This window comes from Parasphingorhabdus sp. (assembly GCF_036964565.1).
Taxonomy (GTDB): domain Bacteria; phylum Pseudomonadota; class Alphaproteobacteria; order Sphingomonadales; family Sphingomonadaceae; genus Parasphingorhabdus.
In genome coordinates this window covers 308115-328673 of sequence record NZ_JBALTN010000006.1, presented here as the reverse complement: position 1 = coordinate 328673, position 20559 = coordinate 308115, and the positions used below count along the sequence as shown (strand labels likewise).

18 protein-coding genes are annotated in these 20559 nt (G+C 52.4%); 5 read left to right on the top strand and 13 right to left on the bottom strand.

Annotated features, from left to right (window positions below; all coding sequences use genetic code 11):
* Positions 1–527: 527 nt before the first annotated feature.
* The 4 genes from V7650_RS11000 to V7650_RS10985 all read right to left on the bottom strand — a co-directional run bounded on the left by V7650_RS11000 (position 528) and on the right by V7650_RS10985 (position 4200).
* Positions 528–1277: a hypothetical protein gene (locus V7650_RS11000; protein WP_335656293.1), complete on the bottom strand. Its 750-nt coding sequence runs from the start codon at positions 1275–1277 to the stop codon at positions 528–530.
* A gap of 460 nt (positions 1278–1737) precedes the next feature.
* Positions 1738–2073, bottom strand: a complete 336-nt coding sequence (locus V7650_RS10995) for a hypothetical protein (RefSeq protein WP_335656292.1) — start codon at positions 2071–2073, stop codon at positions 1738–1740.
* A gap of 556 nt (positions 2074–2629) precedes the next feature.
* Entirely contained in the window at positions 2630–3478 is an 849-nt protein-coding gene (locus V7650_RS10990; protein ID WP_335656291.1) for an NYN domain-containing protein, read from the bottom strand.
* 278 nt (positions 3479–3756) lie between these two features.
* Positions 3757–4200 carry a hypothetical protein gene (locus tag V7650_RS10985; protein ID WP_335656290.1) on the bottom strand — a complete coding sequence of 148 codons (444 nt, stop codon included), beginning with the start codon at positions 4198–4200 and terminating at the stop codon, positions 3757–3759.
* 73 nt (positions 4201–4273) lie between these two features.
* On the opposite strand from V7650_RS10985, the gene V7650_RS10980 reads away from it, so the two are divergent.
* The 3 genes from V7650_RS10980 to V7650_RS10970 are packed head-to-tail and all read left to right on the top strand — an operon-like array spanning position 4274 to position 7642.
* On the top strand, positions 4274–5857 hold the full coding sequence (locus tag V7650_RS10980) for a recombinase family protein (protein WP_335656289.1): 1584 nt from the start codon (positions 4274–4276) through the stop codon (positions 5855–5857).
* Positions 5854–6771, top strand: a complete 918-nt coding sequence (locus V7650_RS10975; protein ID WP_335656288.1) for a plasmid partitioning protein RepB C-terminal domain-containing protein — start codon at positions 5854–5856, stop codon at positions 6769–6771. Before V7650_RS10980 ends, V7650_RS10975 begins: the two co-directional genes overlap by 4 nt.
* Positions 6746–7642 (top strand): plasmid partitioning protein RepB C-terminal domain-containing protein, encoded by an 897-nt coding sequence (locus tag V7650_RS10970; protein ID WP_335656287.1) that lies wholly within the window; start codon positions 6746–6748, stop codon positions 7640–7642. Before V7650_RS10975 ends, V7650_RS10970 begins: the two co-directional genes overlap by 26 nt.
* Positions 7643–7856: 214 nt before the next feature.
* Here V7650_RS10970 and V7650_RS10965 read toward each other — a convergent pair whose 3' ends face one another.
* From V7650_RS10965 to V7650_RS10940, 6 genes are all read right to left on the bottom strand, one after another.
* A complete protein-coding gene (locus tag V7650_RS10965; RefSeq protein ID WP_335656286.1) occupies positions 7857–9032 on the bottom strand; it encodes a hypothetical protein in 1176 nt (391 codons plus the stop codon).
* A complete protein-coding gene (locus V7650_RS10960) occupies positions 9029–10057 on the bottom strand; it encodes a PGN_0703 family putative restriction endonuclease (RefSeq protein ID WP_335656285.1) in 1029 nt (342 codons plus the stop codon). The genes V7650_RS10965 and V7650_RS10960 overlap by 4 nt, the downstream gene beginning before the upstream one ends.
* An 18-nt stretch (positions 10058–10075) precedes the next feature.
* On the bottom strand, positions 10076–11095 hold the full coding sequence (locus tag V7650_RS10955; RefSeq protein WP_335656284.1) for a helix-turn-helix transcriptional regulator: 1020 nt from the start codon (positions 11093–11095) through the stop codon (positions 10076–10078).
* Positions 11088–12464 carry a DUF2779 domain-containing protein gene (locus tag V7650_RS10950; protein WP_335656283.1) on the bottom strand — a complete coding sequence of 459 codons (1377 nt, stop codon included), beginning with the start codon at positions 12462–12464 and terminating at the stop codon, positions 11088–11090. The genes V7650_RS10955 and V7650_RS10950 overlap by 8 nt, the downstream gene beginning before the upstream one ends.
* A 456-nt stretch (positions 12465–12920) precedes the next feature.
* Positions 12921–14987, bottom strand: coding sequence for an AAA family ATPase (locus tag V7650_RS10945; protein WP_335656282.1), 2067 nt, complete (start codon positions 14985–14987; stop codon positions 12921–12923).
* Positions 14988–15287: 300 nt separating this feature from the next.
* Entirely contained in the window at positions 15288–15503 is a 216-nt protein-coding gene (locus V7650_RS10940; protein ID WP_335656281.1) for a hypothetical protein, read from the bottom strand.
* A 378-nt stretch (positions 15504–15881) separates the two neighbouring features.
* On the opposite strand from V7650_RS10940, the gene V7650_RS10935 reads away from it, so the two are divergent.
* Together V7650_RS10935 and V7650_RS10930 are read left to right on the top strand one after the other, a co-directional pair.
* Positions 15882–16793 (top strand): IS1595 family transposase, encoded by a 912-nt coding sequence (locus V7650_RS10935; RefSeq protein ID WP_335656280.1) that lies wholly within the window; start codon positions 15882–15884, stop codon positions 16791–16793.
* A 480-nt stretch (positions 16794–17273) separates the two neighbouring features.
* Positions 17274–17495 carry a hypothetical protein gene (locus tag V7650_RS10930; RefSeq protein WP_335656279.1) on the top strand — a complete coding sequence of 74 codons (222 nt, stop codon included), beginning with the start codon at positions 17274–17276 and terminating at the stop codon, positions 17493–17495.
* Between the two features lie 74 nt (positions 17496–17569).
* On the opposite strand, the gene V7650_RS10925 is transcribed toward V7650_RS10930, so the two are convergent.
* The 3 genes from V7650_RS10925 to V7650_RS10915 are packed head-to-tail and all read right to left on the bottom strand — an operon-like array spanning position 17570 to position 20313.
* Positions 17570–18043, bottom strand: a complete 474-nt coding sequence (locus tag V7650_RS10925; RefSeq protein WP_335656278.1) for a DUF5681 domain-containing protein — start codon at positions 18041–18043, stop codon at positions 17570–17572.
* Position 18044: 1 nt separating this feature from the next.
* A complete protein-coding gene (locus V7650_RS10920) occupies positions 18045–19409 on the bottom strand; it encodes a site-specific DNA-methyltransferase (RefSeq protein ID WP_335656277.1) in 1365 nt (454 codons plus the stop codon).
* 55 nt (positions 19410–19464) lie between these two features.
* Complete coding sequence (locus V7650_RS10915) at positions 19465–20313, bottom strand: hypothetical protein (protein ID WP_335656276.1); 849 nt, start codon at positions 20311–20313, stop codon at positions 19465–19467.
* Positions 20314–20559 lie beyond the last annotated feature (246 nt).

Sequence of the window (20559 nt, the reverse complement as noted above, 5' to 3'; positions counted from 1 at the left end):
GTATCAACCAACCAGATGGAACCAAATACTCGCTTATTTTAAACCGCCATATGTCTCAAATTATCTGACGACGGACAGCCCGGACCGAATCTTGGAATGAGCGACCGCCATAGATTTCTGCAGCCTCATATTCGGCCGACGCCTTGCGCAGAAGCGTGCACCAAGTCTCCGCAACTGACTCAAGATCACCTTCCGACAATTCCGAAAAATGAAGATCATTTGAAATGGACTTCCGCTTCCGGTTTGTGCAACTTGTGATCACTAAATACATAAATTAAGCACTTTCCAGCCTCTATCTATAGCATTTAATTTACACTAATTCATTCCATAAGTCAGCATTTAATTGAAATTAATGAGGTTGAGAATTATGCTTATAGCCACGTCGACTATAGCCCAAATAACAGCATAAAAACGGCTTTAAAGCTCGGAAAGGTGATATTGACAGATCAATTGACGTGATTGGTCGGATCGCCTGCTCTTGCGCCGCTTGCGAGTGCGGATACGCAGGAATGCAATGCTAGTTTGTTTCAACGGACCGCCGTTGGCCTCTCAAAACCATAATCCGCTTCAAGCATTTCGATCACGCGTGTCATGGCTCGGAAGATACTCAATGCGTTTGTATCTAATTCGAAAAGACCATCGACAAGTTTTTCGCGTTGAAGATCAGCAACATCAGATTGATGTTTCTGAGCCTTGCCGTCTTGGATGAATGTTACCAGATCACGGAATGAAGAATGGCCCTTTCCGGATTCATACCATTCCCCCCAGATGTTGTGGTTAGTGCGATAATTCTGGTAGCATTCCCGCCCGATGATTTCTTCCATGCGCACCAAGAGATCGAGGATGGGCCTGACCTTCTCGCGGTCCCGATACACATAGCGATAGCCATCGATCGCTGCATTGAGTTCATCGAGCTCAACATCATAGTAACCCACACCTGAGCAATCCGCCTTACGCTTCATTTCCGCGAAGATTTCAGATGGGATGTCCATTGTGTCTAATGCCTGAATTTCGGAATAGGCCGCAATTTGACCCTGTAACTCAGAAGCCCGCTCTTCCCAGGTTAGGCCGGGGTCCATTGCTCCAGCAACTATTGACGCTTTGGCAGGTTGAGCCGCGCCGAAATCGGCGGAATGGAATGCCAGGTACCCATTCAATTCTGCTTCGATTAATTCATCCTGCAGTTCGCGAATATTGGGCCAGACGGCTTTAGCTGTGGCCCGGATTTCAGCGATAATATCAGCTGGAATCAAAGTTAGATCTATTTTGTTGGTCATTCACAGGTTTCCATTCTTATTATTCGTTCTGACCTTGCTCCCCAACCGGACCTGCAGGAGGATATGAGGAAAATCCGCTACGTGATCCAAGCACAAATCTAACAGATTTAATTGAAGTAACGGCGAGAGCCATTTCCCCTTTTTGTTGGCCTTTGATACTTTCCACAGGTCCAAGGCAATCCGCCCATGAAGGAACTGCGTCGGTCAAGCTTCTGAAGACTATAGAAGCGCTTTGATTTATGACAGCAAGTCCATTACGCAACCAATACCACGACATCTGCAAGAGAATCATATGCGTGCGCCCATTACGCATAAAACTTCGCAAATTCTGTCAGGAAAGGATTACTATACCTTTCATCCCATTTTGAAAGTGGAGTGCTGGCATAGGCGGAGTCTAATGCAATCAGCCAGTCAAACGGATGTTGATCACTCGGAATTTCAACTGATGAAAACTTCACATTCATGGCATCCGCTTGGCATTTGGGACGGCTAGCTGGATCAATCTGGCCAAATCCTCAAGTGAATTAACTGGACAAGAGGAGCCTGAACTGAATTTTTCCCTCGCCACTTTGAGATCATCGTCACTCGGCTTGCCTGCAATTTTCGTGCTTACATCATGGAGCATCATCAATGGGTCAATAAACCCATGAGGGGCTGATGGGTCCTCATTTTGCCAAGCTTCGGTCCAATTTGAATGATCCGATAATTCGGTATCGTCAAATTCCCCGAACTTCACCTCTATTTGCCCCTGCTCAGATGTGACCCAATATCCTGGAAACTTCAAATTGCCCTCCATTTTCCGATTTCAACTCTTTCAAGAACATAAAACAGGAGAGCAAAGCTTGTCTCGATCTATTTTCCGTGCCCCCCCCTTTTTGCTTAATTCACTGCTTCGTCACCTAGGAGGCCGAGCTGAGACTTAACAAGCTTCCTAATGTTATAGATTTTGCAAGCCATCCGAATCGGTAGATCTAAAACCCATTCCGGCAACATACTGGCAAACCCGGATCTGATTGAAGAAGCAAAGGAAGCCGCTTCTCTAGCATTAAAACATTGTAATCGTTATGGAACATTGCAGTAGCGTTTGAGGTCAATTGTGACACACATATTCAACCAAATCGTCGAATAGCTCTCTTTCATCCGCGTCCCGTGGCTTTTGACCGCTTTTTTGCGGCCCTCCATTGCCCTATTAAGCACGCTTGAAGCGGTTCTCATTAGCTGGCTTCCGGACATCATCGATCCAGTCGGTGATTGTCACTTCCGGAGGCTTGCCTTGATCGAGCGTTTCTTTTCCTTGCAACTTAAAAATGGAACGAATGCTCTCGGGCGAAAGCAGAAATGCTGATGTCAATTTAACGGTCTGGACGGGGTAAACGATCAGTGTTGCGTTTGTCCGCAACGTAGCTTTGACCGCTTTCCGCTTTGAAGATTTCGAATAGACCAGTTGCCTCAAAAAGACCGGGAAAGTTCTTCACGCCATAGTTTCGAGGGTCGATCGGCGCCTGTCGTTTCACAGCGCTCCCCGCTGCCGACATTGCGGCCCAACCATCGTCATGAGCAGAAGCTTCGACGGCTCCGCGCAAGATGGTGACAAGCGTCGTATCCTGCGAAAGCGGCGCAGCGAGAGCTTCAGGTGGAATGGCCCCTGCCTTTGCGGGCTTTTTTGGAATTCGCTTTCCCTTCACCTTGGAAGCATTCGCTACTTTTGCCGAGCTTTTGTCTCCGGCATCGCAACTGACAGCATCGTCGAGGCTGTCCAGAAAAAGGAAGGTTGTGCAAGCATTGATAAACGGCTCAGGTGTCTTGCGTTCACCGAAACCATATACTTCATGCCCGTTGGCTTTGAGCTGCATGATGAGCGGTGTAAAATCTGCGTCGCTGGACGCGATGCAAAAAGCGTCAAGCTTTTGGGTGTAAAGCAATTCCATTGCATCGATGACCAGCGCAATATCCGTGGCATTTTTACCGGTCGAATAGCTGAATTGTTGAATTGGGCGGATCGCAAATTCGTGAAGTTTGGTCTTCCAGCCTTTTAAGCCGGAACTCGCCCAGTCACCATAAGCACGGCGGATATTGGCCGTACCATATTTTGATAATTCCGCGAGCATTGCCACGACTTTTGTATGCGAGACGTTTTCTGCATCAATTAGCAGGGCGATGCGTCGATCGAGCGAGTTGCTCATAGTCTGGTCGGGTTCCATGTTAGTTCCTTGGAAAGAGCCAGATCAAATGAAGAGACCTTGCCTGAATGTGCCAGTTAATGCCGCGACAGACGAAATGTCCACAAGTATATCGGCTTCATTAATGTTGAAAAATGCCTGGATTTCTGTGCACTGCGAGAAAGGTACAGGAATGAGGTTAGCCTAAATACTGCGGCGCCACGGGTACTGCGCTATATGGCGAATTGTTTGAATTCTACCATTCACATACCAGTTGGCTGCTTGATTGATCATCACTTTGCAGGACATGATGCCACTACCTACAACTTGCCTTCCTTGTCGCCGGTAAAGACTGATGCGCGGTTCATATTACCATCTTTTGAATTGTCGGCCTGGGTTCGCGATCTATCAAACCCTCGTTTTAGCCGCTCGAGATGCCCCAATGCCCGCGATAAAGCGACCTCGGCAGCATGCAGGTCATTTACAAGAAGCGCTTCCTCATGACTACTGATGGAGAGCACGACCTCCCATACCGACGGCGAATGTCGCGCGAGTAAAAGAAGATTCAAGCCGCCCGGTGCTTTGTCCGCGCTAAGCCAGTTTCTGGCGGTCCGGTTCGATACATTAGCCCACTTCATGATCGTTTTCGCAGATCTGGCGGTTGCGCCCACATCACAAATGAGAGCCTCCGATATTGCTTTGGCATAGGATGCATCATCGTGATTTAACGGAAATGGCACTTTGGTGCCCTTATTCAGAACCATGTTTCCACTCCTTTTGCGTTAGGCACAAAATAGAGCCGAAGCGTTGATTCTTTTTGTTTATCGGGATTGGTTTATGATCATCAAATGGGATCGAGAGGGACGCAGCGGAGACCGTGACACGGCCCAAGCCGAGCAAACATGCAAACGCGCCGCCCAATATGTCCGCATGTCCACCGAGCATCAGCAATATTCGACCGACAACCAGGCCGAGGCGCTAGCTAAATATGCTGAAGCACGTGGCTACGTCATCGTTAAAACCTATGCTGATGATGGAAAAAGCGGGCTCAACATTGCCGGACGCGGCGCTTTGCAACTCTTGCTGCAAGACATTCAATCGGGTGCTGCGGACTTTGAAGCCGTACTGGTCTACGATGTCAGTCGCTGGGGGCGTTTCCAGGATCCCGACGAAGCTGCCAGTTATGAACTGAGCTGTCGCCGCGCGGGCGTGGTTGTCCATTATTGCGCAGAGCAGTTCGAAAATGACGGCAGTATAGGTTCCTCAATCATTAAAACGGTAAAGCGCGCGATGGCCGGTGAATATAGCCGCGAACTGTCGGTCAAGGTTTTTGCCGGCCAGGCCAATCTCATCCGTCTGGGCTTTCGTCAGGGTGGTCAGGCGGGTTTTGGCTTAAGGCGTGTGCTCGTCAATCAGGATGGTGAACGTAAGGGAGAGCTTGGAGCTGGCGAACATAAAAGTATTCAGACCGATCGGGTTTTGCTGGAACCGGGCCCAGAATCCGAACAGGCAATAGTTCGGGAGATATTCAGTCGTTTTGTCGCAGGCGAGACCGAGAACGAAATTGCGAGTGACCTTAATCGCCGAGATGTCCGGTCCGAAGGTGACCGAAATTGGAACCGGGCTATTATCCATCATATGCTTATCAATGAAAAATATGTCGGCCATAATGTCTGGGGGCGGACATCGTTCAAACTGAAGCAGGCTCATAGACAGATTTCTCCCGACGAATGGATACGCTGCGATAACGCATTCAGTCCCGTAATCGAGCAGTCCAAATTCAATGCCGCAAAAGCGATTATCGAGGCACGCTCGGCAAGTTGGAGCGATGACGCCATGCTCGATCAGCTGCGAGTGATCCTAGCTGGCAACGGATCGCTGACTGGGCTCATAATCGACGAATATGACGATTCGCCCTCCAGTGGTTGCTATCGGTCGCGGTTTGGAAGTCTCTTAAGGGCCTATGCCTTAGTCGGGTTCAAGCCCGATCACGATTATCGGTATATTCAGATCAATCGCTCACTAAACGCAATGTACCCGCAAATTTTAGAGTCTTGCATGACAGGCCTGCGTCGAAGAGGAAACCGGGTCGATGAAAATGATGCTGAATCGATATTGACTCTGAACAACCAGGTCCGGTTATCGGTCAGCATTGCACGGTGCATGCAAACCGGTGCAGGGTCCCTGCGCTGGAAACTTCGGCTGGATAATCGCGCAGCGGTCGATCTGACCCTGTTGATCCGGATGGATGCGGCCAACGTCCAAGCGCTTGATTATTATGTGATCCCTAAAATCGCAATTGCTGACGCGATTCTGACTCTTTGCGAGCATAACGGTCTGGGGCTGGATGCTTATCGACGTAAAACACTTGACCTGTGTTTTGATATATTCCGCCGCGCGGCGTTGCGGAAGGCTGCATGAGCGGAGTCTCAAACGCCCAGTCGATAGAATGGCTGCCCATTGACCGGGTCAACATCGTCAATCCACGCGATCGCAATCAACCCATATTCAAGGAAATCGTCGACAGTATCGCTAAGATCGGCCTCAAACGCCCCATCACCGTAACAAGACGAACCGAGGCGGATGGTGAGTGGTTCGATCTGGTTTGCGGACAGGGCCGTTTGGAGGCCTATCAGGCTCTTGGACACAGCCTCGTACCGGCAATGGTTGTGGAAGCCGATCCCGAAGATTGTCTGATTGCGAGCCTTGTCGAGAATTGTGCGCGGCGTCACCATAAGGCGATAGATTTATTGAAGGACATTGGTGCCATGCAAACACGAGGAAACTCGTTGGCTGATATTGCCCGCAAAACCGGGCTCTCAATGGAGTATGTACATGGCGTCACGCATTTGCTCAACAAAGGCGAGCAGCGATTGCTCCAGTCAGTGGAAGCACGCACGATCCCATTATCGGTAGCGATCGATATTGCCGAAGCCGATGACGAAGGCATCCAGCGTGCTCTCCACGAGGCCTATGAGAATGGATTGTTAAAGGGCAAAAAGCTGCTTGCCGCCAAACGATTAATCGAGCTTCGCAAACGGCGCGGTAAGTGCGTGGAAGGTTCGTCCAATCGCGCTTCGCCAAGGATGACAACGGCAAAATTGATCAAAGTTTACGAGGAAGATGTAGCTCGCAAAAGTGCGCTGATAAAGCGCGCACGCAATGCACATGATCAACTCATGCTAATCGTGCAGAGCATAAGCCGGCTCAGCGACGATGAAGGTTTTCTGGCACTGGCAGAAGACGAGGACCTCTATCATCTTCCTTCCGGGATCACGGAGCGTATGGCACAACCGGAAAGGAAAAACGATGCGCAAGGATCAATTGAAGCCTGATCTGGGGTTTGAGGAAACCAGCCTGTGTATTCCTATAACCAGCATATTGCCGTTGCGAGCGGTGACGGACAGGATCAAAATGTCGGTTAAATACGCACAGATTGCAGCGTCGATTGCCGAGGTCGGAATTATCGAGGCGCCCGTGGTGGTCCGGTCGGCTGATGATCCCGACAATTTTGCGCTTCTCGATGGGCATCTTCGTCTTGCCATTTTGCGTGAACGCGGCGAGACCGAGGTCATCTGCCTCGTGGCTAAGGAAGATGAAGCTTACACATACAATAAGCGCATTAGTCGCATGGCTATCATTCAGGAACACAAGATGATCCTCAATGCGGTTCGGAAAGGCGTTTCGGAAGAACGCCTCGCCAAGGCGCTGAATGTCAATATCTCCAACATCCGCACCAAGCGCAATCTGCTCACCGGGATTTGTCCCGAAGCGGTAGCTCTGCTCAAGAACAAGCATATTGCAATCCACGTTTTTACAGAATTGCGGTTCCTAAAGCCCGTTCGGCAGATAGAGGCGGCCGAACTGATGATCGCGATGAACAGGTTTTCGGTAAGCTATGCAAAATCAATCGTCGCAGCAACATCACCGCAAATGCTCGCCGAAAATCGCAAGCGCCGCGGCAAAAGTTTGAGCGCAGCGCAGATTGCCTTAATGCAACACGAGTCAGAAAATCTCGAACGCGAATTTCGGGCAATCGAAAAAAGCTATGGCGCCGATCATCTCGATCTTACGCTTGCATTAGGCTATGTCGGGGGCCTGATGGAAAGTGCCGCCATGGTGCGGTATCTTGCCCATAAATGGCCTGACATCCTTGCGGTTTTCCAGAAACTTGCCGATGACGATAAATCTCCATCCATTTTGTAACCAATATTCCTTGTGGCAACACCTCTCAATGGAAATCGCATTGCCCAATACCTCGGAATGCAGTTCGGTTGGTTCTATGATGGTCACGATGCGCTAACTGATTGCGAGGCTTGCTTGGCGCTCCTCACTCGGTCCCTCCCTAAAACGGGGCAACTTGTGATGAACGTGCTGCGCGAGAGTGCGCAACAGCAGAAGCACCTAGTTATGGATTAAGTCAAGAAGCTAGGATAGCCTTGAGTTTCGCGCCTTCGGTTTCGACCCAGGCAAGAATTTCCCTTGCTCGATCACCCGGTTCAGGAAGAAAGCTGGAAACGTCACGAAAAATGAAAAAGTCGGAATTGATCCGGTACCAATCCCCCTCCGGCGTTCCCTTAATAGCCGTGAGTTCACCGTCCACGTCATTGGCGAACTGTATGTAAACTTTTGGCGCAAATGAAATCGGCCGACCTGTCTTATTTTCAATCTCTTCCGAATATAACCCCTCGCCGCGATCGGGGAACCAGATACCTGTCGCCAGATAGGTATGTTCATCATAGCGGTCGTCCTTCGCGAGATAGCGAAACGCGCTATATGTGCCTTCCTCCTCATGTGCTGCAGCCCAGACGACTCGACCATAAAAGGGTGCCAATCCGTCGAGTTTGCCAATCATCTCGTTTACAAGTTTCGAGAAGGGTTGAACTATTTCCACAAAGCCTGCGAGGGCCGCGAAGTCTCGATATTCGGGATAAGCGTCGTCCATACTATGATCCTCCAAAAATGATTGATAAGCCGTAATTAGCGCGCAGAAATGAAGTCGGTCGTCGCAGTCTTTGCTGACTTCCTTCAACATGTCCGCAATTTTGCCCCACGTGCATGGGTTTCTGCCCAGATCACCGTAAGGTGAGGGGGTAAGAGTGTTAGCCCTCTCCGGGAAATCTGTAGGTACCGGAGTTCGATGAGTTACAAATATGAGGGACTGTTTCAGTCCTAGTCTACTGAATTTCTGTTTCTGTAGCCAGCGCCCGTATCGATGGAGCTGGCTCTCAACGTCACCAGTCTCCAATTCCTGCTCATCGACATGATGTGCTATCTTGTTCTCGAACAGTAGCCACGGTTGGCTGGGTTCTCGTTTTTCTTCCTGTTTCGGAGCGGCTATTGAGATAATCAGATCAGGCCGTTGCAACCCCAAGTCCTCACGTTCAATCGTCACCTGCGTGGCAATCGAAATGTAGGGATGTATCTCCGCAATTGCGTCAGCTGACTGGCCCGTCAATCGGGACGTGAAATTCGCAAAAATCTCTGCGGGCAGGGACCGTAAAATAGCTGCGAGACATTCGGTCAGCCAGTCTTCATAATTGTTCTTCCTCTCGCGCTCACGATAGCGATAGAGGTCCGAGAAAAGGTCGCTCATTGGTTGACATCATCGCGGGAGGAAGATGGGTGGAGAACCGGATAACGCTGGGACAACCAAGGTGACCAAGTTGCGTCCGGCCAGGAGCGAAGACAGGAAAACGCTTCGCTGGTGTCCATCGAGATGAAGCGGTCGCGAAATGCAGGATCAATCATCTCTTGAAACACATCGAAAGCATCCTCGCCAAAGCGTGCGAGTTCACCTTTCGCACTTCTCAACGCGATATTGTCCTTTGGCGAAATATGCAGCAGCGTAGCGCGATCGAAAATGCTCAGTGGATCGATTTCCGCGTGATAGGCAGTCATCTGTTGACGGAGCAGTTGATACCAGGGTTCAAGAAAAAACTCTTCCAGCCTGACATCCAGATCGGCACGGATAGGGCCGTGCGGCCGCTGCCAGATTTTCTGATAACGTGCGATGCGGGTCAGGTCGCCTGACATGGCTGTGGAACCTCGCCTGGAAGGATAGCTTTCGGTGTATTTCCACTCGATCAGAAGCAGCCGCATCTCATCCCCCAATCGATAACGAACAGCGGCATCGACCGAGGTTGAATTGCTTCCTCTACTGCGCTTTCCATCCTTGCTGGCCTCGTTGAGATAATCCGTCTCGGGAAACCACTCGAAGGCGACGTAGTGATCTTCACCGTTTCGTCTTTCGATGACTTCGGGCTGAGCGCCCTTAATGCCGAGTACATGGCCAATCCAGCGTCCCAGTAGGTCCGGCCGGTCGACGAATGGGAAAAGAAAATTCACGCAGCAAACTTGTGATGATGCACCATGATTTGCGTGTGTATGCCACCCGATCAGCTGCGTCTCGTCGTCCGAGAACGAAAAGCTGTCGGCAATGCGTTTTCGATAGTCGGGGTGAAAATTGGCTTCATGGCAATGCGGCATGAGCCGGACGGCCTGACCGCGATAACCGGTTTCAGCCTCTGCGCAGCCTGCGAAGAATTGCTCCTGCTGCAGATATTCTCGCTTCGCAAAGCGTACCGAATCAGTCGGTTGGCGTTGTTCATTATTGCTCATGCCAGTCTCATATCCTGCCTATACGTCATTTTTGGACGCACTGATCGCATTGGAGCCGATTGCGGTCTGCGCTGCAGCGAGTTGCCGAGCCATAATGTCCCGCAACTCCTCGGGCGCTTCAATGGCGAGATCGCCGGCCCACGTGAAAAGATGATTTGCGAGTTCGAGCAGCCCGCCGGATGCAAAGGACACTCTGACCGACCCATCCTCGAGCTCGCTCAACTCCTGCCTGGGATGAAAGCGCCAGGACCTGGCCCGATGTGCGGCCTCTGGCAGAATAAGCAGGCTAATTTTATATGCCTGCTCGCGGAACATGCCGAAGCTTTCTGCCAGCCATTCATCGAGATCGAAGGTTTCCGGCGCTGCTCCTGCAATGTCAGACACCTTCGTGTCGGACATCCTGTCCAACCGGTACGTTACAAGACCGAAACCCCCTTTGGGAAATGCCCCAACCAGATAGCTGACCGTCCCATGCAAGAGTCCATGCGGGATAACACGGCGCCAGACGGTTTCTTCCTCCCCGTCCCGCCGATAGTCGAATTCCAGGCAGCGCCCGGCGATAATCGCCTCGGACACAGCGGCGAGCGTTTCTGGCGCGACCATCGCAACTGCGCCCGGGCCAACCAGTGTGCGCTGCAGCCTCGCCAGTTCGGCAAAATCAGGATCGAGCCTGTGCTTTTCACTGGAATCAAAGCTTGCGCGTAGTTTCACCAACAGATTCTCTAGTATCTGTGCACGCGGCGAGCTTGCCTTCTGGGCCGCCTGGACTTCGGTTTGCAGGGCTGCAAGTTCCGTGGCAGTCGGACGCACGTAATGTCGCCGCAATGAATCTCGAATGCGAAACCGCTTTTTACGCCCATCCTCAACCTCGTCGAGATCGAAATGCAGCGCAATCGTATCGCGTGCACGCTCCGCAGACCTTCGCTGTTGACCAAGGACACCCGCCATTTCATCAAGTGTCAGACCTTCCACACTATCGGCCAGCGCGCGGACGAGGGTCAGCATACGATCAAAAGGGGCCTTGCGCCGCTCAGTCATCGGACGCACCGCTCACTAGCTTGCGGTAAATTTCCAGCATCGCGAAGGTATCCCGTGCACAATATTCTTTCAGGCCTTTCTCCAGCTCGATCTTTCGGTCTGGTGTGCAATCAGGCGATGTGGCCTCCAGATAAGCGAGTTGAGCGTCACCTCCATCCGCAACATCAAGATCGTCATATGCGAGTTCTGGACAGAGCGTGGGAAGGACCGCCTTGATCGAGAAACTGCCGCGCTGGTCGCGGTGGTAGTAGTGAGCCTTTGTAACAGGCAGCAGATCAACCGTCCTTTCGGCAAGGGAGGAGAGGGCAGCGTGAAACTGTGGGAAGGAATCTGCCAAAGTCCGTAGACAACGTCTTTCGAAGCTTGCATTCCAAGCGATGACCGCGCCGGTTGCGGGCAACTGCGCCAAGCGCCTTGCAATATACTCCCGAGGATCGTCGCCAGCAAGATCGAGGGCCTCGATATGCTCCAGAACACCGTTTTGGTGTTCAACATGGGCGGAGAACTGGAACGGCACCTGGCCATAGGGCGATGTTCCGACCCACCGGGGAATCGCAAATCCGATCGTTTCGAAATCGAGCCAGATACGCGGATATGCCCAATCTGCCGTTGCCTTTTTGACGCCGGCGGAATCTATGAACGCTTTGCCGCTATGCACCGCTTGCTGAATACGGCTATGAAGCGCATTCAGGCCAGCGTTTTGCGGTAAATCGGCAATTTCGAATATGCCTTCGGCTGCCCATTTCTCGGCAAGCCGTGAACCGGTATTTGGAAGTTCTGAAACCGGCCATTCCGGTCCATCAGGTTCGAAACTCGCGCAATGTTCCGTGAATTCGCAGGCAAAAGGTGAGTTGCAGTGCGACCCGGTCGCGCAAACGGGCTCATCTCCTGCAAGGACCTGCCGAATCTCATCCACCAGTCGGCTTCTGTTTTCGGCGATCTCGCTGATTTCCTCCAGTAGAGGGGTGTCGCGGAAAATTCCCTCATAATGCCCGTGTTTCTCGAGAACGAAGCTGGTATCGATATGACGGATCGAAGCATTTGCCAGATTGAGTCCGCAGCGCGCGATGACCCAGAATTGGGTGGCAAGATCGCCAACATGGTAGGATTTCGCACTGCCCGAGCTTTTGACTTCGAATATATGCCAGGACATTTGTTTTTTGGTTTGCCGGGGGACAAGAATATCGACGCGCACGAGCACTCCATCATGCTCGAAAGTAGCCTCAAAGATTGGCTTGTCGGCCTTGTCTACCAGTGCCCGCGTCCGCTCCAGTGCAGCTTTGAGGTCGGGCTCTGCGTCGACCATTATGCCGCTCGGAACCTGCAAACAGGCAAGATCACCCACTTCATGCCCGGCTGCAAAGCTCATTCTGGTCCTATTATCAACCACAGCGCGCCCGTTTGCATGTACTTGCTGCCAAAGCCGCCGTGGACATTGCTCGAACGCACTAACCCGCGACTTTGAAAGGCCGATCTGGCGCGGCATTTGTCCGTTCACATCAACCTCGCGAGATCAAGATGGTGCGTGGCAGGTTCCCGTGCTCTGCCTCCAGGTGCTTGAATGCCTGGCCCGAATGTTTAACAATAGCTTCGAAAAAGCCAACAGATGGCGTTTCGACAGCACCGTGATTCAGGGCTCGTTGAATATCGGCATCCCGCTTTTCCCGCATGGCTCTATTCAATTCCTTTCCCTTCTTGTCGCCCCGTTCCCGTACTATACTGCTCCTCCGAGCATCTGGATAGACTTAGCATTGCCATTGAAATGCAACGATGAAAGTGTGTAACGCGCAGCACTTCGCGGTTGCCTTCAGCCTGCACCGCAGACCTAGAATCCTATTGGGCCACGCCGGTTTCCGCGCGCCTCGGCCTCATCGCGAAGCCAGCGAACCAGCGTTTGCGTATCGGTGATACCGAGAAGCCGCGCACGTTCCGCAACGACTGCAAAATCTCCTGGCGTCTGTCCGTCCAATGGCTGGCAGTCTGCAGGAAGTGACAAACGGAAGTAGCGTGTGAACAGATCTCCGGCATGGTCAGCACTCAATTCCTGAAAAGATACGCGAATGGTGAAACGCCGTTGGCTTGCGGGATCGAGCAATTCGGCATAATTCGTCGTAGCGATAAAGGGACTTTTCAGAGCTTCCATCTGGCGAAGCATTCCATTGACCATTGTCCGCTCCCAGCTTCGCTGTGCATCGGTGCGATCGCTCAGAAAATCGTCGGCCTCGTCAATAAGCAGCAAGGCTCCCCTTCGCGCGGCGGAATGGAAGGCTTCAGCGATCGCTTGTTCGGTCCCGCCGACAAAGGGGTCGAGAAGATCCGACCCTCGCTTCTCGATAAGCTCAATACCGATTGCAGCAGCAAGATAACGAGCAAATGCTGTTTTTCCTGTTCCTGATGGCCCGGACAAAAGCAGGCTCCAACGGTTTGATGGTGCTTCGACAAGCTGTTTAGCGAGCGCAGCCAGATCGGTATTCGCGGTGGACAGAGAAGCGTCATACTCGGCGCGGATTTGGCAGTGAGCAGGCCGGCGTCCGCTGATAACGAACGCCAGTTCCTCTCCGATCACTATGGCTTCGCGTTCTCCGCCACCCGCTCGCTTTGCGCCCCTGATAGCTGAGGACAGGATTGCTGGCGGAGCGCCCAGATTGGCAAGCGTAACGACCGCTTGATCAGAAAGTCCGAGCCGTTCTTTCCGCATATGACGGCGGATGACTTTCTCGCGCACTTCCATCGATGGAAGAGAGAACTCGATTGCTAGATCCATGCGCCTTACCAGCGACTCCTCGAGACTGCGCGGCTGATTGAGAATCCAGATGGTCGGGGTATCGCAATGCTCAACAAGGTTGTTGAGCCACAATTTTGATCTATGTCCGCGATCTTCGCGGTCGAGTGTCAGAACGTCGTCGGCTTCGTCCATTACGATGACATGTTTACCAGGTCCTCGCGTAAGAGCGCGCAAGGCCATCAGGTGCGCCAGACGTTCGTGGCGGCGTGGCTCCCTCCCCTCGTCGTCAGCTTCGCCTGCGAAGACCGCCGTGAGCCTAGTTCTCTGGGCAATAATTTTGGCGAATTCGGTCTTGCCGGTTCCGGGCGGCCCGTACAGAAGAATTGAGGAGCCAGCACCGCTCGCGACCAGTCGCTCGGCTATCTCACGAGGCATCCCCAAATGATTAAAATCGTCCCATGCCAGAGAAGAAGCGGACGCCTTAGGCATAAGCGTGCGCTGCAACTGCTTTTTGGTGCGGGCCCCGGACCTCGAGACACGCAGCAGGAAATTCGAGGCAGAATATTCGCCGTCAGGATCCCTTTCGACCAGGCCGGCTCGACAAATGGGTGACGAGGCAACCAGGCGCTGCTCAACGTCGAACGCCCGCAATCCGATAATCGGCGCTATTGAGGCGGGGGCAAGATGGTTGCCCCGATGACCAGGCAACGCGTCCGCCAGTTCTTGCCATTCTTCAAAAAGGCTAACGCGGGCAAACAGGCAGACGATTGCTGCGTCTGTCTCGTCAAACCGGACCAGTTCGCTTAGCCATCGGATCGTCTTTTCAAGATTGGTAGCTTTAGTTCGTCCAATCCCTTTGCGACAGGCTACGGCCAGTTCCCGAAGCAACCACGGCCGGTCAGCAGGCTTTATTTCGCTGGCATCAACATCCGGCAAGTCCTGATCGTCGATCTTGACGTGCGAAAATGTGCTCAGCAGTGCTTCGCCGTGACGGCTGATCAGCAGAGGGGACAAGCGGCTGACAACCTCTGACCAGGCCAGCCGAAAGCGAACTGCTTCGCCATCTGTTGCATCAGTGGGTTGATGCATGCCGTAAGAATAGTTGTTCTTGCTACGAAGTGCGTGTCGGTTCTTCATGGATCCCGAGTTAAACTTCAGCTGCGTCAAATCTGGACGCCAATCGCCGCCGATAGTTTCGCGGCCTACGCAAAGCGTGACGACCGTTCTGCCCGCTAGTGCTGGCTAAACAAAAACGGCTGAAGCCTGATACCAACTATAAACTGATAGGTTTACTCGAAAGCTGCAGCACGTAACCATAATATAATGGTCGAAAGGCGATTGGCCTCCTCGGTTCATTCTCGCCCCGCCAGCAGGCTAGGCAGCGCCAATACTGCTGCAGACCGAGCGGGCTTGCGATCGGATGTAATCCGGACGCAGCGAGGGAGAATCTGATCTGACGGAAATGATTCAGCTCACTGCCTTCCGAATAACGAGCTTTTCTAAGCCGCAGATGGAACATACATCCTTCCGGCGTTCAAACCCGGATTTACCTGCAATCTCGCGAGTCTTGTGGTTGGCGTGCTGCCGAACAGAAAGCCCTAGGCGATCGGCAATGCAATCGTCGCAAATGGGCTCAGGAGCGAGCCGAATCACGAGCTTCGTCACGTCGTCAAGAACCGTCATAGTCGTCCTCCAAGCATGGTCGTGCATCCCACCTTACAAAATAGGACTGCGGTCCGTTGAGAATTGTAACTCGTACGCGCCTGATCAAGTTGCTTCAACGTCCTTTTCTTGAATTTAGACAATTTTTCCCGGAAAGCGAAAAGGGCAAGCAAAGGAGCACTGATCATCTGACTTATAGGTTTGGGAGCCGCCTCTACCCAAAAGCGCGTCCGTTTCAGCGGTTTAATAGGTCACTTGTTTCATGTTGCTGGGTGACTTTCGATAATGTGCCGCTCGCAGCGCATAGAAGTTTCGCGGGACATCTTCACCAGAGGAAATTATATACTTTACTTAGCAGATCAATTTTGATATAAGGCTGTATCACAAGGAAAACAGCCAATGACGAACCTCACAGACCCCATTTTTCACAACGAAAAAGCAGCCGAGAAACATATCGAAGTATCGCGCTGGAACGGAGAGCCATTTTGCGCTCACTGTGGTTCAACCAATGTTACCCGCATGAAGGGCAAAACGCAGCGCGGAATGTTCCAGTGCAACGATTGCCGCGACAAGTTCACGGTCCGCACTGGCACAGTAATGGAACGCTCCCATGTTCCCCTTCATAAATGGCTTCTGGCCATGCATCTGCTTGCATCCAGCAAGAAAGGCATTTCAGCCAGCCAGATCGCTCGTAACATCGGCGTGACCTACAAGACCGCGTGGTTCCTTTGCCACCGCATCCGCGAAGCAATGGACGGTGCTAACGGTAACGGCCCTCTAGGCGGTCCTAACCGCGTTGTGGAAGCCGATGAAACCTTTGTAGGCGGCAAGGCCAAGAACCGTGCACACCGCAAGCCTCGCGCCAAGCAGCCCGATGTCGCACTGGTTGACCGCGAAGGCCATGTTCGCAGCTTCCATGTTGCCAACGTCAATGCAAAAGACCTTCGCAACCTTATCGTTACCAACGTGCACCGCGCCAGCCACCTTATGACTGACGAAGCTACCGTATATACCCGCGTTGGCCGAGAATTTGCCGGCCACAGCGTAGTCAATCACTCCGCTAAGAAATATGTCACCACGGGCGGTTTCAAGCACTCCAACACCGCTGAAAACTTCTTTTCTATCTTCAAGCGCGGCGTGATCGGTGTCTATCACCATATGAGCGAAGCCCAACTTGGCCGCTATACCAAGGAATTCGATTTCCGTTACAACACCCGCGATATTACAGACGGTGAGCGCGCCGCCGTTGCTCTTAAGGGCATCGAAGGCAAGCGCCTGACCTATCGGCGGACTGACAAACTCGCCGCCTAAATACGTTTTGACAGCCCGTCAAACAGGGGAGAGGAGGAAGCGTTATTATGGGTAATTCTAGCGATAAGCACTATGGACAATGGTTTATTGCCGTTGAACCAGCGCCTGTTTTAAGCGCGGGTCGTATAATGGGCGTCCATGTATCACACGACCGACAGGGTCAGCCTGATTTTGTGGAGATACAGTTTCAGTCTTTGGATGATCAGACGTTCCAAAGTGTGCGGATGGATTACTTGAACGCGCTGTTTCTATTGTCATGCCTGAAGTCCCTACAATTGGACGAAGGAACGCCGTTTCCTGACGACCCTAGATCTCCGCCCTAGCGGTAATTAACACATTTACTTCTTGCGAGACTCCTTGCCCTTTCCCTTGCTAGACTTACGGGGCTTAGGCGGAGTCATAAGCAGATTCTTTAACGTGGCTTCACGCCGCGCATCTGTCTCCGCTTCGGTATAGGTTTCATTGTGTGAGTTGTCGGAAATGAGAGATTCTCCTAAAATTCAAACTGAAAAATTCATGTCGGCGGTCGGGCGCGGCCTGCGCACATGGACGAAGATCGAGAATGCAATGTTTTTACTGTTTACGCAAGTTTCAGGGACGGATCAGCACAGAGCCACCCTCATCTTTGCGGCAATCATCAGCCTCGAAGTACGCCTCAGTATTTTAAACACCCTTAGGCAAACTGATAAAGCGGAAGTCTAGCCTGACCCGGAATTGATGGACTGCTGAAGGAATCCCCTGTCATTTCGTTAGGGGCGGTTGCACTGCCCTCGCGTCTATTGGCTCTTGGGTTTCTTTGCGCGACAATCGAGTTGCTGCAGCCTGCGAAGTTCATGCTTGTCAATATATTCAACGCCATTGAACACGTCCCGTAGCCATACTCGCTGTTCAGCTGTGAATTCGCTGAAATCGAGTACATATGCATCGTCGACTTGATCAACCGGGCCGTACTTTTTGACAAGCTCCAATGCCATCTCGAGCAGGCGCGGAGATCCCGTGAGGATTTCCTTTTTCAGCCTCTCGACTATGGCCTCTGTCATGTGCATTTCCCGAATTTCTCCATTCTGAGAAACCTGGACCGTACTAGCAAACATTTTCCGCAACGCGGCGTCCGCGGAGGTCATGCCCTTCGGCCGTCCTGGGCCACCCTTGCCGCCGGGTTTGAACTGGTGGCGAACAGGCGGGTTGCCAAAGCCGCCGGCATTATTACCTCTAAAGTTCGATGAAGGTGGATTCTTTCTCCGGCTCATTTCATGTCTCCCGCTCGTTGTGGGAAGCATTTTGAGCTTCGGCCGCTCGGTCTGATCGCACCTCGTCGTATGAGCGGCCATCGCTTAGTATCGGCAATGATCCTGTCACTTCGGCAATACGCTGGATGGCGACATCGACATAGTGCGGGTCAAGCTCAATGCCCAACCCGGTTCGGCCTGTGCGCTCGGCAGCCATGACGGTGGTGCCGGAGCCGAGGAAAGCGTCAAGCACCAGGTCATTGCGGTTGGTGCAGTCCATGATTGCATCGGCGATCATGTCGACCGGTTTGCAGGTCGGGTGCGCTTCAAGGTCTTTCATCCGGTCGCTACGGAAGCTATTGGCCCCAGCATATTCCCAGACATTCGTCCGGTTGCGACCGTGCTTGCCCAGCATTACGTTGTTCTGGTGCTTGCCGCCCTTTGTCCGAAACACGCAGACCAACTCGTGACGGCTACGCCAAAGGCTGCCCATTCCACCGTTTGGTTTTACCCATACGCACAGGTTCACAAGCGCATCATAGACGCCTTCGCCGGCACGGATCATGTCAGCTACAGACCGCCAGTCGATGAACTGGAAATGGAGGGCGCCCGGCTTTGAGACCAACGCTTGTTGCTCGAGAACCGTCTGCATGAAGCCGCTAAATTCTGCGCTGCTCATTTCGCCGGACGCCATCATGAATTCTTCATGATGGACGTTGCCAAGGCCGCCGATATGCCCGGAGTAGGGTACATTCCAAGGCATATCGCTGATCACCGCATCGGCCTTTTTGCCTCCAAGCAGTTGTTCGTATACGTCCGGGCTTCGGGCATCTCCGCAAATTACCGAGTGTCGGCCGATGCGCCAGATGTCGCCTGGTCGTGAAACAGGTGGTTCGCTGCGATCAGGGTCAGAAATTTCTTCGTCAGCATCAAGTCCGCCTTCGCTGTCATTTGAATTTCGGCCAATGATAAAGTCTATTTGGCCTGTCTCGAACCCAATTGCATCGGGCGAAATATCGAACGCGACCCGAGTTACAAATTCCAGCTCGCTGGCCAGCAACTCGAGGGACCATTCGCCTTTGAGCATGATGGCGTTGTCAGCGATACGATAGGCTCGCTGCTCGGCCTCGCTTAGATGCGGCAGGATGATCGCTGGTATTGCGTCGACGCCGAGACGCTGGGCAGCCAGTAGCCTGCCATGACCGGCAATCAGCATATGATCGGGCGTTATCAGTACAGGATTGTTGAAGTTGAATGTCTCGATGCTCGTCGCAATCATCGAAATCTGCTGATCGGGATGTGCTCGCGGATTATCGGAGTAGGGCTTGATACAGTCTGGGGAGAGATACACCAACTCGAGTGCGGCAATGTCGGTACTTGGTTTCATTAAAATGCTCCAATCATGATTGATGAAGCATTCTCGAGTATGCAATTTCTGAATTTCAGGGTCGTAATAGATTGGGCACGTGCCTCGCCGGTCCCTGGCTTGGTGTGGATCGAGAGCGCCTGCTTGAAAGATATTTCTTCAGCGAGTTTGCCGGCTTTGACGGCGCCATGCGGGGGTCAACAATCCCAAAAAATGCGATAGTAAACAGACTACATGCCGATGCCGGCGCACTGCCCGGTTCATTGCTCTTGTTCCTCCGCTTGCCCAAGGTCGAATAGGTCGCCCATCCACCGGTGTACTTTTCGTAAAAAGCGACGAGGTCTTGCACTGTTAGTGCCAAATCCATGTCGGGATAGTCGCCCCTGCTGCTGACGGGTAAAAGCGATTGTGCACATTGGCCGATGAACGTCAGGTCGATGTCTTCCTGCGTTAGATATTCAAAGGCTGTCTTGCCTCCCGCCACGTCAAGCCCGGCAATGATATTCGGCCAGTCGGAATGATTCTCGATAGCATACCACAGCATGGAATGTGCCAGGCCGTTCAGGCCCATCACGCTCTGCATCATATCCTGCCTGACCTGATCTTCACTTGCCTGTTGGTCATCCAGCTTCCGGGCAAGATGCGCCAGAAGTTCGATCTGGAATTTTGCTACACTTTTCGATGGTTGGGGCTGCTTTCGCCAACACAAATACTGGCTGGCGATATGTTCCAGCCATACACCCAAATCGAGATCGTTGTCCGCACGTTTGCCAAGGACGGATTGCAGGTTAGCAATTTGATCCGGCCTTAGACAAAAGGGTTCGATCTCGATCGGTTCGGGGTGATCCCCGAGGTCCGCAACATTTCGATAGTCGCTGCGTTGCCTTGGTGGCCTGGGGCGCCGGTTGAATGTCTTGCCAGTCATGCTGGAGGGCTACTCAATTCCCATCTACTCGTTTGTCCAATCCCATTTACCACGTGCCGATTCCCGTTTATGCCTTTTGGAGTTCCCGTTTATATTCCCGGGATTTTGCCCGCGTCAACCGAAAGTCCCTGAGAATCCGCGGGTTTACGTCTCATCGCCGGCAGCATCTTGCGAGCTTCTCCCGTTATTTTCCCGTTTTTCTGGGAAAGCAAGTGGTGAGCACTGTTCGCTTCAGACTGCGTCGCG

Coding starts and splice junctions, on each gene's coding strand:
- V7650_RS11000 (WP_335656293.1), bottom strand. CDS start 1,277: ATGACCAACAAAATAGATCTAACTTTGATTCCAGCTGATATTATCGCT.
- V7650_RS10995 (WP_335656292.1), bottom strand. CDS start 2,073: ATGGAGGGCAATTTGAAGTTTCCAGGATATTGGGTCACATCTGAGCAG.
- V7650_RS10990 (WP_335656291.1), bottom strand. CDS start 3,478: ATGGAACCCGACCAGACTATGAGCAACTCGCTCGATCGACGCATCGCC.
- V7650_RS10985 (WP_335656290.1), bottom strand. CDS start 4,200: ATGGTTCTGAATAAGGGCACCAAAGTGCCATTTCCGTTAAATCACGAT.
- V7650_RS10980 (WP_335656289.1), top strand. CDS start 4,274: ATGATCATCAAATGGGATCGAGAGGGACGCAGCGGAGACCGTGACACG.
- V7650_RS10975 (WP_335656288.1), top strand. CDS start 5,854: ATGAGCGGAGTCTCAAACGCCCAGTCGATAGAATGGCTGCCCATTGAC.
- V7650_RS10970 (WP_335656287.1), top strand. CDS start 6,746: ATGCGCAAGGATCAATTGAAGCCTGATCTGGGGTTTGAGGAAACCAGC.
- V7650_RS10965 (WP_335656286.1), bottom strand. CDS start 9,032: ATGAGCGACCTTTTCTCGGACCTCTATCGCTATCGTGAGCGCGAGAGG.
- V7650_RS10960 (WP_335656285.1), bottom strand. CDS start 10,057: ATGAGCAATAATGAACAACGCCAACCGACTGATTCGGTACGCTTTGCG.
- V7650_RS10955 (WP_335656284.1), bottom strand. CDS start 11,095: ATGACTGAGCGGCGCAAGGCCCCTTTTGATCGTATGCTGACCCTCGTC.
- V7650_RS10950 (WP_335656283.1), bottom strand. CDS start 12,464: ATGAGCTTTGCAGCCGGGCATGAAGTGGGTGATCTTGCCTGTTTGCAG.
- V7650_RS10940 (WP_335656281.1), bottom strand. CDS start 15,503: ATGACGGTTCTTGACGACGTGACGAAGCTCGTGATTCGGCTCGCTCCT.
- V7650_RS10935 (WP_335656280.1), top strand. CDS start 15,882: ATGACGAACCTCACAGACCCCATTTTTCACAACGAAAAAGCAGCCGAG.
- V7650_RS10930 (WP_335656279.1), top strand. CDS start 17,274: ATGAGAGATTCTCCTAAAATTCAAACTGAAAAATTCATGTCGGCGGTC.
- V7650_RS10925 (WP_335656278.1), bottom strand. CDS start 18,043: ATGAGCCGGAGAAAGAATCCACCTTCATCGAACTTTAGAGGTAATAAT.
- V7650_RS10920 (WP_335656277.1), bottom strand. CDS start 19,409: ATGAAACCAAGTACCGACATTGCCGCACTCGAGTTGGTGTATCTCTCC.
- V7650_RS10915 (WP_335656276.1), bottom strand. CDS start 20,313: ATGACTGGCAAGACATTCAACCGGCGCCCCAGGCCACCAAGGCAACGC.